This window comes from Pseudomonas sp. NFACC32-1 (assembly GCF_900101215.1).
Classification (GTDB): domain Bacteria; phylum Pseudomonadota; class Gammaproteobacteria; order Pseudomonadales; family Pseudomonadaceae; genus Aquipseudomonas.
Genome location: NZ_FMUL01000006.1, coordinates 253,248 through 266,999, shown reverse-complemented (window position 1 = coordinate 266,999; position 13,752 = coordinate 253,248). Strand labels below are relative to the sequence as shown.

General features: G+C 63.9%; 14 protein-coding genes. 9 read left to right on the top strand and 5 right to left on the bottom strand.

What is annotated here, in order from left to right; all coding sequences use genetic code 11:
- Window positions 1–126: 126 nt before the first annotated feature.
- The 4 genes from BLP99_RS12665 (at window position 127) to BLP99_RS12650 (ending at window position 3,277) form a co-directional block, all read left to right on the top strand.
- Entirely contained in the window at window positions 127–1,491 is a 1,365-nt protein-coding gene (locus BLP99_RS12665; protein ID WP_072395302.1) for a response regulator c-di-GMP phosphodiesterase, NosR family, read from the top strand.
- A gap of 219 nt (window positions 1,492–1,710) precedes the next feature.
- Window positions 1,711–2,127, top strand: coding sequence for an NUDIX hydrolase (locus BLP99_RS12660; protein ID WP_072395299.1), 417 nt, complete (start codon window positions 1,711–1,713; stop codon window positions 2,125–2,127).
- Window positions 2,128–2,144: 17 nt separating this feature from the next.
- A complete protein-coding gene (locus BLP99_RS12655; RefSeq protein WP_072395288.1) occupies window positions 2,145–2,783 on the top strand; it encodes a LysE family translocator in 639 nt (212 codons plus the stop codon).
- A complete protein-coding gene (locus tag BLP99_RS12650) occupies window positions 2,780–3,277 on the top strand; it encodes a GNAT family N-acetyltransferase (RefSeq protein WP_072395286.1) in 498 nt (165 codons plus the stop codon). The genes BLP99_RS12655 and BLP99_RS12650 overlap by 4 nt, the downstream gene beginning before the upstream one ends.
- A gap of 66 nt (window positions 3,278–3,343) precedes the next feature.
- On the opposite strand, the gene metR is transcribed toward BLP99_RS12650, so the two are convergent.
- Window positions 3,344–4,261, bottom strand: a complete 918-nt coding sequence (metR, locus tag BLP99_RS12645; protein ID WP_072395284.1) for a transcriptional regulator MetR — start codon at window positions 4,259–4,261, stop codon at window positions 3,344–3,346.
- A 107-nt stretch (window positions 4,262–4,368) separates the two neighbouring features.
- Here metR and metE point away from each other — a divergent pair, with 107 nt between their 5' ends.
- Complete coding sequence (gene metE, locus BLP99_RS12640; RefSeq protein WP_072395282.1) at window positions 4,369–6,681, top strand: 5-methyltetrahydropteroyltriglutamate--homocysteine S-methyltransferase; 2,313 nt, start codon at window positions 4,369–4,371, stop codon at window positions 6,679–6,681.
- A gap of 270 nt (window positions 6,682–6,951) precedes the next feature.
- Window positions 6,952–7,971 (top strand): alpha/beta fold hydrolase, encoded by a 1,020-nt coding sequence (locus tag BLP99_RS12635; RefSeq protein WP_072395280.1) that lies wholly within the window; start codon window positions 6,952–6,954, stop codon window positions 7,969–7,971.
- Here BLP99_RS12635 and BLP99_RS12630 read toward each other — a convergent pair.
- Window positions 7,958–8,845, bottom strand: coding sequence for a LysR substrate-binding domain-containing protein (locus BLP99_RS12630; protein WP_072432119.1), 888 nt, complete (start codon window positions 8,843–8,845; stop codon window positions 7,958–7,960). The two genes, BLP99_RS12635 and BLP99_RS12630, sit on opposite strands and share 14 nt — an antisense overlap.
- A gap of 157 nt (window positions 8,846–9,002) precedes the next feature.
- On the opposite strand from BLP99_RS12630, the gene BLP99_RS12625 reads away from it, so the two are divergent.
- Window positions 9,003–10,640: a 5-guanidino-2-oxopentanoate decarboxylase gene (locus BLP99_RS12625; protein WP_072395275.1), complete on the top strand. Its 1,638-nt coding sequence runs from the start codon at window positions 9,003–9,005 to the stop codon at window positions 10,638–10,640.
- A 27-nt stretch (window positions 10,641–10,667) separates the two neighbouring features.
- Here BLP99_RS12625 and BLP99_RS12620 read toward each other — a convergent pair whose 3' ends face one another.
- Window positions 10,668–11,597, bottom strand: coding sequence for an AraC family transcriptional regulator (locus BLP99_RS12620; RefSeq protein WP_092180424.1), 930 nt, complete (start codon window positions 11,595–11,597; stop codon window positions 10,668–10,670).
- Window positions 11,598–11,923: 326 nt separating this feature from the next.
- Here BLP99_RS12620 and BLP99_RS12615 point away from each other — a divergent pair, with 326 nt between their 5' ends.
- Both BLP99_RS12615 and BLP99_RS12610 read left to right on the top strand, forming a co-directional pair.
- On the top strand, window positions 11,924–12,277 hold the full coding sequence (locus BLP99_RS12615) for a putative quinol monooxygenase (RefSeq protein WP_072395271.1): 354 nt from the start codon (window positions 11,924–11,926) through the stop codon (window positions 12,275–12,277).
- A gap of 41 nt (window positions 12,278–12,318) precedes the next feature.
- Window positions 12,319–12,552: a hypothetical protein gene (locus BLP99_RS12610; protein ID WP_072395269.1), complete on the top strand. Its 234-nt coding sequence runs from the start codon at window positions 12,319–12,321 to the stop codon at window positions 12,550–12,552.
- Window positions 12,553–12,603: 51 nt separating this feature from the next.
- Here BLP99_RS12610 and BLP99_RS12605 read toward each other — a convergent pair whose 3' ends face one another.
- Together BLP99_RS12605 and BLP99_RS12600 are read right to left on the bottom strand one after the other, a co-directional pair.
- Complete coding sequence (locus tag BLP99_RS12605) at window positions 12,604–13,224, bottom strand: flavin reductase family protein (RefSeq protein WP_072395267.1); 621 nt, start codon at window positions 13,222–13,224, stop codon at window positions 12,604–12,606.
- Between the two features lie 169 nt (window positions 13,225–13,393).
- Window positions 13,394–13,711 (bottom strand): hypothetical protein, encoded by a 318-nt coding sequence (locus tag BLP99_RS12600; protein ID WP_092180422.1) that lies wholly within the window; start codon window positions 13,709–13,711, stop codon window positions 13,394–13,396.
- Window positions 13,712–13,752 lie beyond the last annotated feature (41 nt).

The window sequence follows — 13,752 nt, the reverse complement described above, 5'->3', positions numbered from 1 at the left end:
GCATAGTCGTCCGATCGGGATGCGCTCGGCCAGTGATGGCAAATCGTGCCTAAATCTTCGCGATCTACTAGCCTGTTCTTATGCGGGGGTGGGTAGAACTGTTGTCGTTTACAGGAGGGGGTAGCTATGGAAGATCAATCGCCGGACGTTCCGGTCACGAAGCCGACGGTGCTGCTGGTGGATGACGAGGAGTCGATTCTCAATAGCCTGCGGCGTTTATTGCGTAGCCAGCCTTATGAGATCCTGCTGGCCGACAGCGGTGCCAAGGCCCTGGAAATCCTCAAGGAGCGGCCGGTCGATCTGGTGATGACCGATGCACGCATGCCCAACATGGATGGCGCCACGCTGCTGGCGCACATTCGCAAGCTGTATCCGTCGACGTTGCGCATCCTGCTCACCGGCTACGCCGACGTCGACATGATGACCAAGGCCATCAACGAGGGGCAGCTCTATCGCTACCTCAGCAAGCCCTGGAACGACGAGGAACTGGTGCAGGCGCTACGCCAGGCCCTGGCCCACCAGCATTCGGAAAACGAGCGCCAGCGCCTCGAAGCGTTGAACCGCGAGCAGAACCAGCAGCTCAAGACCCTCAACGCGACCCTGGAAAAGCGCGTGGCGTCACGCACCGCCGAGCTGCAGCAGACCGCCGACATGCTCGACCTGGCCTATGAAGAGCTCAAGCGCAGTTACGTGACCGGTACCGAGGTGTTCTCGCTGATCGCCAACCTGCGCCTGCCCAAGGCCAAGCAGACCAACCGGCAGATCATCGAGCTGATCCGGGTCTATAGCCGGCTGCATTTTCTCGACGAGTCCACCGACCGCGACCTGACCATGGCCGCGGCACTGTACAACATCGGCAAGCTGAGCTGGACCGACAACATGATGACCACGCCGGCCGACCTGCTGCACCACAACGAGCTGGAGCTGTATCGCGCCTATCCCAAGCAGAGCGAATCGCTGCTGATGACCCTGGACCCGATGAAGGACGCGGCGCGCATCATCCTGCATCACCAGGAGCGCTGGGACGGCAGCGGCTTTCCCGACCATCTCAAGGGCGAGGCCATTCCCTTCGGTTCGCGGCTGTTGAAGCTGGCGGTGGACTTCATCGAGCTGCAGCGCGGGCTGATTCTCGAGCGACAGATGAACAGCGACGAAGCGCTGGTTTACATCCGCAAATATGCCGGCAAGCTGTACGACCCGGACATGGTGGAAGACTTCATCAAGGCCTGTGGCGAATACCTGGAAGACGTGACCCTGTCCGACCCGACGGTGAAGGTGATGAACACCCGTGAACTGACGGCGGGCATGGTCCTGGCCCGTAACCTGAATGCGGATAACGGCATGTTGTTGCTCAACGCCGGCAAGGTCCTGAGTGCCCCGCTGGTGGATAAGCTCATCGCCTTCGAAGCGATGGAAGGGGCCCGGTACAGCGTATTTGTCAAGATTCCCGAGGAAGCGGACCCTGCCGCGCCGAAGCCGATGCTGGGGTAAACGGAGTCTGACGGGGGCCTGGGCTGCTGTTCATTCGAGCGTTGTGCAGAGGCATCGTGGCGAGGGAGCTTGCTCCCTCGCCACGATGCTCTGCTTTAATCAATTGCATTGCCTTGCATCGGGCGGGATCTGCGGATCCTGAAACGGGCATCCGGCTTTGCTCCCCGCCACTTCGGTCTGTAACCTTGGCGGCATTTTTTGCGTCGAGGCCGAGCATTCATGAGCACTTCCGTTATTCGCATCGCCGCCGCCCTGTTGATCGGGCCGGACGGTCGTACCCTGCTGGTGCGCAAGCGTGGCACCCGGGCCTTCATGCAGCCGGGCGGCAAGATCGAGGCCCATGAACAACCGGTGCAGGCCCTGGCCCGTGAGCTGGACGAAGAGCTAGGCCTGGCCATCGATCCGACGCAGGCCCGCTACCTGGGGGCGTTCAGCGCGCCGGCGGCCAACGAGCCGGGGTTTGTCGTAGAGGCGCAAGTGTTCCTCTTGAGCATCGATGCCCCGGTGTCGCCCGCCGCCGAAATCGAGGAAGTGCGCTGGATCGATCCGGCCGGCGACGGAGGGCTTTTGCTGGCGCCGTTGACAGGCGAGGCGATCCTGCCGTTTTATCGAACCACCTGTCTTGCGACCTGCTGACTCAAGGATCGATGCCCATGATTCCTCTGCCGGACCTGCTGATCTTCGCCGCCGCCGCGTTGCTGATGGTGCTCACGCCCGGGCCGAACATGATCTACCTGATTTCCCGCTCGATCTGCCAGGGCCGCAAGGCCGGGGTCACGTCCCTGCTGGGGGTGGTCGCGGGTTTCTTCGTGCACATGTTCGCCGCGGCCGCGGGGCTGACGGCGGTGTTCATGGCGGTGCCCATGGCCTATGAAGTCTTGAAATGGGCCGGTGCGCTGTACCTGTTGTGGCTGGCCTGGCAGGCACTCAGGCCCGGGGCGCGCTCGCCGTTCGAAGCCCGGCAGCTGCCGGCGGATTCGACGCGCAAGCTGATCACCATGGGGTTTCTCACCAGCGCCCTGAATCCGAAGATCGCGATGTTCTACCTGTCGGTGTTCCCGCAGTTCATCAGCCCGGAACACGGTTCGCTGTTTACCCAGAGCATCATCCTCGGGCTGACCCAGATCAGCGTCAGTTTCAGCGTCAACCTGCTGATTGCGCTGTTTGCCGCGGGCATCGCCTCGTGGTTCGTCCATAACCCCACCTGGCTGGCGGCACAGCGCTATTTCATGGGGTTTGTCCTGGGCGGGCTGGCGCTGCGGCTGATGTTCGAGCAACGGCGGACCGCGTGAGCATTCGACGGCTGCGCGCTGGCGATGCCCAGGCGTATCGCGAGTTGATGCTGCAGGCCTACGAGCGTCATCCGCAGGCCTTTACCTCCAGCGTCAGCGAGCGGGCGGCCATGCCCATGAACTGGTGGGAGTCACGCCTGACCGGCCGGTTCGATGTGGTCCTGGGGGCGTTCGTGGCCGACGAGCTGGCCGCAATCGTCGGCCTGGCCCTGGACCATCGGCAAAAGGCCCGGCACAAGGCAACGCTGTTCGGCATGTATGTCGTCGATGCCCATCGTCATCGGGGCCTCGGTCAGCGCCTGCTGGAGGCTGCCCTGGCCGAGGCCCGTCGGCATGACTTCCTGCGCCTGGTGCAACTGACCGTCACCGCCGGCAACGACCCGGCCATCAAGCTCTACCAGCGTTGCGGCTTCGTGCTGTACGGCCTCGAGCCGATGGCGATCCGCGTGGGCGACGAGTACTTCGACAAGATTCACATGTGGCTCGAGCTGTAGGCCAACCGGCCATGAGGGTCGAGCTCTTTTCTGGCAAGGGGATTCGTCCCCTTGCCACAACGCGCTTCACCGAACGGCGCTGACCCCGTCCAGCGTGGAAAACGAGGTGTCCTTGGCCGTCAGCAGGAAGTCGCGCATATAGGGAGCATCGAGCATGTCGGTCCGTACCGCGGCGTACAACGTGGCGAACAGGCCCTTTTCTCCCAGCCGCTTGGCTTTCACATAACCCCGTGAACTGTATTCATGCAGCGCCCAGTGGGGCATGCCGCACACGCCGCGGCCGCTGGCCACCAGTTGCATCATCATCACCGTCAGTTCGGACGTGCGGACCTGGGCCGGTTCGATGTCGGCCGGTTCCAGGAAGCGGGTGAAGATGTCCAGTCGATCCCGCTCCACCGGATAGGTGATCAGGGTTTCGCTGACCAGGTCCTCGGGCACGATGTAGGGTTTGCCCGCCAGCCGATGCTGGTTGGCGACGGCCAGCATGGCTTCGTAGGTGAACAGCGGCACGTAGGTAATGCCCGCCAGCTCCAGGGGATCGGAGGTCACCACCAGGTCCAGGTCGCCCCGGGCCAGGGCTGGCAGCGGGGCGAAGGCGAAGCCGGAGGCCAGGTCCAGTTCGACTTCCGGCCAGGCATCGCGAAACTGGTCGATGGTGGGCATCAGCCACTGGAAGCAACTGTGGCACTCGATCGCCATGTGCAAGCGTCCGGCGGTCCCCCCGGCCAGCCGGGCAATGTCCCGCTCGGCGCTGCGCAGCAAGGGCAGGGTCGCATCGGCCAGTTGCAACAGGCGCAGGCCGGCGCTGGTGAACCGTACCGGTTTGGTCTTGCGTACGAACAACTGCATGCCCAGGCGCTCCTCCAGTTCCTTGAACTGGTGGGACAGCGCGGACTGGGTCAGGTGCAGGCGTTCGGCGGCCTCCACCAGGCTGTCGGCTTCGCGCAATGCGTGCAGGGTCTTGAGGTGACGGAGTTCAAGCACCGGAGGCTCCATGAAGAAAACTTGTGATCAACACGAAAAGGTTGAGTTTGTCTCATGTGGGGCTGGCTGTCGACAATGGCGGCATCTTTTACAGGAGGACGCACACCATGGCCCTGGCCCACACCTTGGGATTTCCCCGCATCGGCGCCGACCGAGAACTGAAAAAAGCGCTTGAAGCCTACTGGAAGGGCGACCTGGACACGGCCGGGTTGCAGGCGGTGGGCCGTGAATTGCGGGCCCGGCACTGGCAATTGCAGAAAGACGCCGGGATAGACCTGCTGCCGGTGGGGGATTTCGCCTGGTACGACCAGGTGCTCAGCCACACCTTGACCCTGGGAGCCGTGCCGGAGCGATTCCACGCGACCCTCGACGCCCATGGCCAACCGAGCCTGGACACCTTGTTCGCCATGGCCCGTGGCGCCACGGTGTCTTGCTGCAGTGCCGAGCATGGCCAGACGCAGCACGCCCAGGAACTGACCAAATGGTTCGACACCAATTACCACTATCTGGTCCCGGAGTTTTGCGCCGGACAGACCTTCAGCCTGAGCTGGTCGCAGCTGTTCGATGAGGTGGACGAAGCCCACGCCCTGGGACATCGGGTCAAACCGGTGATCATCGGCCCCCTCACGTACCTGTGGCTGGGCAAGGCCAAGGGGCAGGATTTCGACAGGCTCGAGTTGCTGGAGCGGTTGTTGCCGGTCTACGGCGAGATCCTCAATCGCCTGAAAGCCCAGGGTGTGGAATGGGTGCAGATCGACGAGCCGATCCTCACCCTAGACCTGCCCCAGGCCTGGAAAAACGCCTTCGAGCGGGCTTATCACATTCTTCAGTATTCACCCCTGAAGAAACTGGTGGCGACCTATTTCAGCGGCTTGCAGGACAACCTGGGCCTGGCCGTGGGCCTGCCGGTGGACGGCTTGCACATCGATGCAGTCCGGGCGCCGGAGCAACTGGGCCAGGTCCTGGATCGCCTGCCCAGCTACAAGATCCTGTCGGTGGGCCTGGTCAATGGCCGCAATGTCTGGCGTTGCGAACTGGAACAGGCGCTGGCGCAACTGCAGCCGGCCCAGGAGCGTTTCGGCGACAACCTCTGGGTGAGCACGTCGTGCTCGTTGCTGCACAGCCCGGTGGATCTGGAACGCGAAGACCGGCTCGATCCCGAACTCAAGGGCTGGCTGGCCTTCGCCGTGCAGAAGTGTGGCGAAGTGGCCGTGCTGCGCGATGCGCTGAACGATCCACTTGCCCCCGGCGCTCGCCAGGCCCTGGCCGAAAGCCGCGACGCGCAGGCCCGCCGCGCCGCCTCGACGCGCATTCACAAACCCGAGGTCCAGGCCCGCCTCGCTGCGATCGGCCCGCAGGACAGCCAGCGCCGTTCGCCTTTCGCGCAACGGATCGAGCAGCAGCGCGCGCGGCTGAAGTTGCCGGCCTTCCCCACGACCACCATCGGCTCGTTCCCGCAGACCCCGGCCATTCGCCTGGCACGCCAGGCATACCGGCAGGGCAAGCTGTCGGCCAACGATTATCAGGACGCCATGCACACCGAGATCCGCCACGCCGTGCAGATCCAGGAACGCCTGGGCCTGGACGTGCTGGTCCATGGCGAAGCCGAGCGCAACGACATGGTGGAATACTTCGCCGAACAACTGGACGGCTACGCCTTCACCCGTTTCGGTTGGGTGCAGAGTTACGGCTCGCGCTGCGTCAAGCCGGCCATCATTTATGGTGACATCAGCCGCCCCAAGGCCATGACTGTCGACTGGATCCGCTACGCCCAAAGCCTGACCGACAAGGTCATGAAAGGCATGCTCACCGGCCCGGTGACCATGCTGATGTGGTCCTTTCCGCGCGAAGACGTGTCGCGCCAAACCCAGGCGCAACAACTGGCACTGGCCCTGCGTGACGAAGTGCTGGACCTGGAGGCTGCCGGGATCCGCATCGTGCAGATCGACGAGGCGGCGTTCCGCGAGGGGTTGCCGCTGCGTCGCGGGCAATGGCAGGAGTACCTGGACTGGGCCGTGGAGGCGTTTCGCTTGAGCGCGTCGGGAGTACGGGATGAAACCCAGATCCACACCCACATGTGCTACAGCGAGTTCAATGACGTGATCCAGGCCATCGCCGACATGGATGCCGATGTCATCACCATCGAAACCTCCCGCTCGGACATGGAACTGCTCGATGCCTTCGAAGCGTTCGACTACCCGAACGACATTGGCCCGGGTGTCTACGACATCCATTCGCCACGGGTACCGGACACCGCCGAGATGGTTGCGTTGGTGAGCAAGGCGGTCGAGCGGATCCCCGCCGAACAGCTGTGGATCAACCCCGACTGTGGCCTGAAGACCCGCGCATGGCCCGAGACCGAGGCGGCGCTGGTGAACATGGTGGCGGCGGCACGGCAGTTGCGCAGCCAGCTGGCTTGAATTCCCTCGCCACAGGGGGAGGTCTGTTCACACCCCAATAAGGAATGTTGATCGTTCCCATGCTCCGTGTGGGAATGCCCTCGTGACGCTGCGCGTCACCATGCAGAAGCGGAACGCGGCGCGTCCCTGGCGGCATGCCCGCCCGGGAGCGGGGCGGGCATTCGACCGCTCGGCAATCTTCATCAAACTGTCACGCAACTGTGGCAGCGCGCTTGAACGAATTTCATCAGACTCGCGCTCTACTGGGGTTCTGCGTTTTGGTGTTTCTTCATGCGTGTGTTCATTTTCCTGACCGTCCTGATGTTCGGCTTGCCGTCGTTGGCGGCGTCTCGTTGTGATGTCAATGTCGCGACCCAACGGGTCGATCTGGACCAGGTCAGCCTGGCGTACCAGAGTATTGGCCGTGCGTCCGATCCGGCGTTGCTGCTGGTGATGGGGTTGGGCGGGCAATTGATCCATTGGCCGGATGAAGTGGTGACAGCCCTGTGCGAGCAAGGCTTCCGGGTGATTCGCTACGACAACCGGGACGTGGGCCTGTCCACCTGGCGCCAGGCTCCCGGCAGCGCCAACCTCACGTTCGAAGCCTTGCGCTACAAGCTGGGCTTGCCGGTGGCGGCGCCCTATACCTTGACCGATATGGCCAGCGACGGGCTGGGCTTGATGGACGCGTTGCAAGTGCAGCGTTTTCACATACTGGGCGCGAGCATGGGCGGCATGATCGCCCAGCACATGGCGGCCATGGCGCCACAGCGGGTCGAAAGCCTGACCCTGATCATGACCAGCTCCAGCGCCCAGGGTCTGCCGGCGCCCAGCGAAGCGCTGGTGCAGCTGCTGTCGCGACGCGGTGCGCCGAACCGAGAGATGGCCCTGGAGCAGCAGGCCGACCTGCTGGCCGCCTTGGGCAGTCCCATGGTGGTGGATGATCGCCAGGCGTTGCTGCACCAGGCCGCGCAGGCCTACGACCGGGCCTTCAATCCCGAGGGCGTCAAGCGCCAGATCATGGCAATCATGGCGGAGCCCAGCCGGGTAGCGCTGCTCAACCAGCTGCAGGTGCCGACCCTGGTGGTCCACGGCACGGCCGATCCCCTGTTGCCGGTCATGCACGGGGTGCACCTGGCGGCCCATATCCGGGGCAGCCAGTTGAAACTGATACCGGGTCTGGCCCATCGCTTCCAGGAGGCGTTCAGGGAGCCGTTGCTGGGGGCGGTGTTGCCCTATCTGCGGCAGCACCGCGAAGACACCTCCCACTGGGCCCAGCTGGAACCGGCCCAGGCGCCTAATCTGCTCTAGTGCGGGCCTGTTCCACCAGCCAGGCCATCAGCGCCTGCAACGCTGGCGAAGCCTGGGCGCTGCGTGGACAGACCAGGTAGTAGCCCAGGCCGGTCCTGACTTTCAGGTCGAACGGTGTCGTCAGTCTTCCAGCCTTGAGATCGTCGCCGATCAGCGCCCAGTCGCCGATGGCCACCCCGGTGCCCTGGGAGGCCATGGACATGGCCAGGTCCAGTGTCTCGAAATGCTGGCCGTGGGCGATCCGGGCCAGTTTCACACCGGCGGCTTCCAGCCAGGCATTCCAGTCGCGCTCATCATCGGTGGGGTGCAGCAGCAGGTGGTGCTGCAGGTCGGCGGGGGTGCGCAGCGGCACGGGGCCTTCGAGCTGCGACCGGGAACACACCGGCGTCAGTTGCTCGTCGAACAGGTGCAGGCAGGCCAGCGAGGTGTCCGGCGGCTGACCGTAGATCACCGCGGCGTCGAAGGGTTCGCGCTGGAAATCGACACCGTGCCGAGCGGTGCTGGTCAGTTTCACCGGCAGGTCCGGACGTTCCTTCTGCCATTGCAGCAGGCGCGGCAGCAGCCAGCGCATCACACAGGTCGGTGCCTTGAGCTGCAGGGTCTGGCGTTTCTCGCCGATCTGCTCCACGGCATCGCTGATCAGGCCGAACACTTCCTGGACCCTGGGCAGCCATGCCTGGCCCTCGGCGGTCAGGCTCAGGCCGCGCGCGTGGCGCTGGAACAACGCATACCCCAAGTGATCCTCCAGGCCTGCGATCTGTCGACTCACTGCGCCCTGGGTGATGTGCAGCTGTTCGGCCGCCCGGGTGAAATTGCAGCACTGGGCCGTGACCAGGAAGGTATGCAATGCCGGCAACGGAGGAAGTCGTTTCATAGAGAGCCGAGTCATGACGTGAGGACATGGCTAGTATGACTTTTTATCCATTGTTGCCGCTATGGCCTGCCCGTTCCAATAACCCCATCCCCAAGGCAGACAGGCTCTATGCCAGCGGCTGCCGGGGGCTCGTCAAGACTGGAAAAGGGCAGGGGCAATGGCAACGTGCGGCGAAGTGTTGGTCAAGTTACTGGAAGGCTATGGCGTCGAGCAGGTATTCGGCATTCCCGGAGTGCACACGGTGGAGTTGTACCGTGGGCTGGCCGGCTCCAGCATTCGCCACGTGACACCGCGCCATGAGCAGGGCGCCGGTTTCATGGCCGACGGATATGCTCGGGTCAGCGGCAAGCCCGGCGTGTGTTTCATCATCACCGGCCCGGGCATGACCAACATCGCCACGGCCATGGGTCAGGCCTATGCCGATTCGATTCCGATGCTGGTGATTTCCAGCGTCCAGTCCCGCAGTCAGCTGGGGGGCGGCCGTGGCAAGCTGCACGAGCTGCCGAACCAGAGTGCGCTGGTGGGTGGTGTCGCGGCGTTTTCCCACACCTTGATGTCCGCCGCCGAGTTGCCAGGGGTGCTGGCCAGGGCTTTCGCGCTGTTCCAGGCTGGACGGCCGCGGCCGGTGCATATCGAGATTCCGCTGGACGTCCTGGTTGAAGAAGCGGATGCCTTGCTGACCAGTACGCCGGTCAATATCAGCCGTGCCGGTGCCGCGCCGGCCGCCGTGGCTTCCATGACGGCCCTGCTGGCGAACGCCAGGCGACCGTTGATCCTGGCCGGAGGCGGAGCCATCGATGCCGCGGCCCAGCTGACCGAACTGGCCGAGCGCCTCGGTGCGCCAGTGGCCTTGACCATCAACGCCAAGGGCCTGTTGCCGTCCCGTCACCCCTTGCTGATAGGCTCCACCCAAAGCCTGGTGGCCACTCGTGCGCTGGTGGCCGAGGCGGACGTGGTGCTGGCCGTCGGCACTGAACTGGCCGAGACCGACTATGACGTTACCTTCGCTGGCGGCTTCCAGATTCCCGGTGCGCTGCTGCGCATCGACATCGACCCGGACCAGACCGTGCGCAATTATCCGCCGCACCTGGCGCTGGTAGCGGATTCCCGTACCGCCGCCCAGGCCTTGCTGGACGAACTGGGCCGCCTGCCGCTGCCTGAGCGCGACACCGATTGGGGCGCGGCTCGCGTGGCGCGCTTGCGCGTCGCCCTGGAGCAGGATTGGGATGCCCCGACCCGTGCCCAGACGCTGTTGCTCGATACCCTTCTCCAGACGCTGCCCGATGCGGTTTTTGTCGGCGACTCCACGCAACCGGTGTATACCGGCAACCTGACCTTCAACCTCGAACAGCCACGCCGCTGGTTCAACGCGTCCACCGGCTATGGCACCCTCGGCTACGCGTTGCCGGCAGCCATCGGTGCCTGGCTCGGCGGCACGGACCAGGGCCAGGGGCGTCCGGCGGTGGTGTGCCTGATCGGCGATGGCGGCTTGCAGTTCACCCTGGCGGAACTGGCCAGCGCCGTGGAGGCGTGCACACCGGTGATCGTGCTGCTGTGGAACAACCAGGGCTACGAAGAAATCAAGAAATACATGGTCAGGCGCGCCATCGAGCCGGTCGGCGTAGACATCTACACCCCGGACTTTGTCGGCGTCGCCAGGGCCCTGGGCTGCTTTGCGCAAGCCATCGATGGCGTGGAGCATTTGCGCGCGGCATTGCTGGCGGCCCGCGACCGCCAAGGCCCGACGCTGATCGAGATCGACCAGGCGCTCTGGATGGCTCAGGTGTCGCGATGAGGCCGAGCCAGGCAGCGGCAAGTCACGTCAGACCGTCAGGCGCAACCGCGCCAGGTCCCGCAACGGCGGGGCTCCGAACAACCGGCTGTATTCGCGGCTGAACTGCGAAGGGCTTTCGTAGCCCACCCGATAACCGGCCGCCGAGGCTTCCAGCCCCTCGGCCAGCATCAGCCGGCGGGCTTCCTGCAAGCGCAGTTGTTTCTGATACTGCAACGGGCTCATGGCCGTCATGGCCTTGAAGCGATGATGCAGGGTCGAGACGCTGAGGTTCACTTCCCGGGCCAGGTCATCGATGCGCAGCGGTTGTTCGAAATGACCGTTGAGCCATTTGATCGCCTGGCTGATGCGATGGCTCTGGCTGTTGGCGATGGCGATCTCGTACAGCCGGTAGCCCTGTGGGCTGCGCAGCAGGCGGTAGAGAATTTCCCTGCGCACCAGTGGCGCGAGCATGGCGATGTCTTTCGGCGTGTCCAGCAGCCGCGCCAGCCGCAGCACGGCGTCGAGCATCGGCGTGTCCAGGCGCTCCACATACAGCCCGCGTCCGGCAGGCCGGGTCGGCACTCCCAACGGTCCGGCGTCGGCGATCAGGGCGGTGATTTCCGCTGGATCGATGTCCAGGCGCAGGGCCAGGATCGGGTGTTCGGGGGACACTTCGGCAATGCGCCCGCTCAACGGCACCGACACGGAAACCACCAGGTAGTGGAGCGGATCGTAGCTGAACAGTTCATCCGCCAGGTACACCTGTTTCCTGCCCTGGGCCATGATGCACAGCGCCGGTTGTGCCAGCGCCGTCGCAAAGTCATGGGGCCGACTGTGGCGTCCCAGGTGCAGCGAACCGATGGCGGTCGCGTAGCTGCCGTCTTCGCTGGTATTGCGATCGATGATCGACGCCAGTTCGGCGCGCTGTTGTTCCTGATGCGAGTCCAGGGGGGCGTGGGCGTGGTCGAGCGGCGACATGCCGGGATCCTCGAATGTCAGGGGCGATGGGCAAAGCTTATGTTTGTGCAAGGCGCAGCGGTAGCCACATCCTGTTGAAAGCTTGCCTGATCCTGCACGGCTCGCCGTGTCGTCGCCCGGGAATATCCCTGAAAATTGCTTGAAACCTTTTGTCTCAATTTCCCGGGTCCCTGTGATGCCATCGCCGTATCTGGCGCCAGCAATACGCAGGATTGTGCAAGGGGTCGGCAGAAATCGACTAACGAACCTGGTGGCGTGGCGCTTAACCTTTGATCCTGTCGCAGCCTGTCCCCGGCTGCACAACGGATTACCTGGGAGGGTTGAACATGTCTAAGCAGATCCCCGTCAGTCACATGGCTTTCGTGCGGGCCCGGTCCGGTTGCTCCCGGGCACTGGGTGCACGCCTGAGCACGCTGATCGCGCCCTCGCGCCAGGCCCCCGGTTGCATCCACTTTGCCCTGCAACAATCGCAATGCGACGCCGACTTGTGGCTGGTGTCGGGGCTCTGGACCGATCAGCAATCGATGGACGCCTACTTCAATTCCCCGGCCATGGGCATTTTCGCCGAACTGGTGCAGGACCTGGTGGTCAGCAGCCTGGACTTCCATACGTTCCGGGAAGTGTCTGCCACCCAGGCGACCGAAGGGTGCCTGGCGGCGGTACACAAACTGGCCGGTTGAAGGTTTAATGGCGGTCATTTCCACCGCCAGGATGCGTACACATGGCACGTAAAGCCTTTGAAACCTTCGAAGCTGTCTCCGCCGTCATCCCCAAAGAAGGGGGCGGCTACCATGCCGCCATCGCCACCAAGGCCATCGGTGGGGCCGGTGCGCCGCGTTTCAACAAGGTGCTCGAAGAGCAGACCTTCGATACCGCCGCCAAGGCCGATGAGGCCGCAGCCGTGCAACTGACCCACCTCAAGGGCGTCAGCGAGGATGGCGGATTGCTCTGGTAAACCCGCGTCGCCTGTTGGGCTCGGGAACGGGTCTGCACCTGTGGCGACCCTCTACTTCGGGCGATGCATCTTGAACAACGCCTCGGGGCCCAGCTGGAAGTAATCCGCCGGGCCGCCGCCGCGCAGGATCGGTTCGGCGGCAGCGGTGTCGTAGATCCCGTCCTTCAACAGCCACTTGGCGATGTGCACGGCGACGACTTCGCCGAGGATCAGCCAACTCGGCACCAAGCCTTTGTCCGCCCGCTGCAACTGAATGATCTGCGTGACCTTGCATTCGAAGGACACCGGGCTTTCGGCGACGCGCGGCACCTGTATCACCCGCGACGCGGCCGTCGTCAAACCCGCCAGTTCGAACTCGTCGACCTCGGGTGCAACCATCGCGCAGCTCTGGTTCATCTGCTCGGCCAGCGGCCGCGTGGCCAGGTTCCAGGCGAACTCACCGGTCTGTTCGATGTTGTTGAGGCTGTCTTTGCGCCCGACGCTGGAAAAGCCAATGATCGGCGGGATGTAGTTGAACGCATTGAAAAAACTGTAGGGCGCCAGGTTCAGGCGGCCTTCGGCATCCTGGGAAGAAATCCAACCGATGGGGCGCGGGCCGACGATGGCATTGAACGGGTCATGGGGCAGGCCGTGGCCGTTGGCGGGTTCATAGAAATGGATGTCATCGGGCATGGCGGGTGATCCCTGGAAGCGCTTTCGAAAGGGGCCAATAGTGCAAGGCCAGGGCATTTATTTCCAGTTCCGGTGGTTGCAAGAAAGATCGCAGCCTTTGGCAACGCCGACGGGATCTTAACCGTCCTGCCGTCGCTGCCAGAGGCGGCGATCTCTTGATACCCACTCATCAACCAATCGCTTCAGCAGTGCCGGTCTTGTCGAAACCGTCGGCGGCAATGGCGTCAGCAGTGCCGGTCTTGTCGAAACCGTCGGCGGCAATGGCGTCTGCGGTGCCGGTCTTGTCGAAACCGTCGGCGGCAATGGCGTCTGCGGTGCCGGTCTTGTCAAAGCCATCGGCGGCATAGCTACCGACGTGGCTACGTTCGATGGCGGCGCTGGCCTCTGAGCCGAAGGCGGCGGAACCGGTCTTGTCATAACCATCGGCGGCGAAGGTGTTGGCAGCCAGCATCGACAGGGTCAGGGCGATCATCAGTTTGGTTTTCATGTCAGTACTCCGAAGTGGTTGGCGTTGGACGCCTTGGGGTT

Bases quoted from the DNA above. Each gene is read 5' to 3' on its own strand.
- BLP99_RS12665 (WP_072395302.1), top strand. From the start codon at position 127: ATGGAAGATCAATCGCCGGACGTTCCGGTCACGAAGCCGACGGTGCTG.
- BLP99_RS12660 (WP_072395299.1), top strand. From the start codon at position 1,711: ATGAGCACTTCCGTTATTCGCATCGCCGCCGCCCTGTTGATCGGGCCG.
- BLP99_RS12655 (WP_072395288.1), top strand. From the start codon at position 2,145: ATGATTCCTCTGCCGGACCTGCTGATCTTCGCCGCCGCCGCGTTGCTG.
- metE (WP_072395282.1), top strand. From the start codon at position 4,369: ATGGCCCTGGCCCACACCTTGGGATTTCCCCGCATCGGCGCCGACCGA.
- BLP99_RS12635 (WP_072395280.1), top strand. From the start codon at position 6,952: ATGCGTGTGTTCATTTTCCTGACCGTCCTGATGTTCGGCTTGCCGTCG.
- BLP99_RS12630 (WP_072432119.1), bottom strand. From the start codon at position 8,845: ATGAAACGACTTCCTCCGTTGCCGGCATTGCATACCTTCCTGGTCACG.
- BLP99_RS12625 (WP_072395275.1), top strand. From the start codon at position 9,003: ATGGCAACGTGCGGCGAAGTGTTGGTCAAGTTACTGGAAGGCTATGGC.
- BLP99_RS12620 (WP_092180424.1), bottom strand. From the start codon at position 11,597: ATGTCGCCGCTCGACCACGCCCACGCCCCCCTGGACTCGCATCAGGAA.
- BLP99_RS12615 (WP_072395271.1), top strand. From the start codon at position 11,924: ATGTCTAAGCAGATCCCCGTCAGTCACATGGCTTTCGTGCGGGCCCGG.
- BLP99_RS12610 (WP_072395269.1), top strand. From the start codon at position 12,319: ATGGCACGTAAAGCCTTTGAAACCTTCGAAGCTGTCTCCGCCGTCATC.
- BLP99_RS12605 (WP_072395267.1), bottom strand. From the start codon at position 13,224: ATGCCCGATGACATCCATTTCTATGAACCCGCCAACGGCCACGGCCTG.
- BLP99_RS12600 (WP_092180422.1), bottom strand. From the start codon at position 13,711: ATGAAAACCAAACTGATGATCGCCCTGACCCTGTCGATGCTGGCTGCC.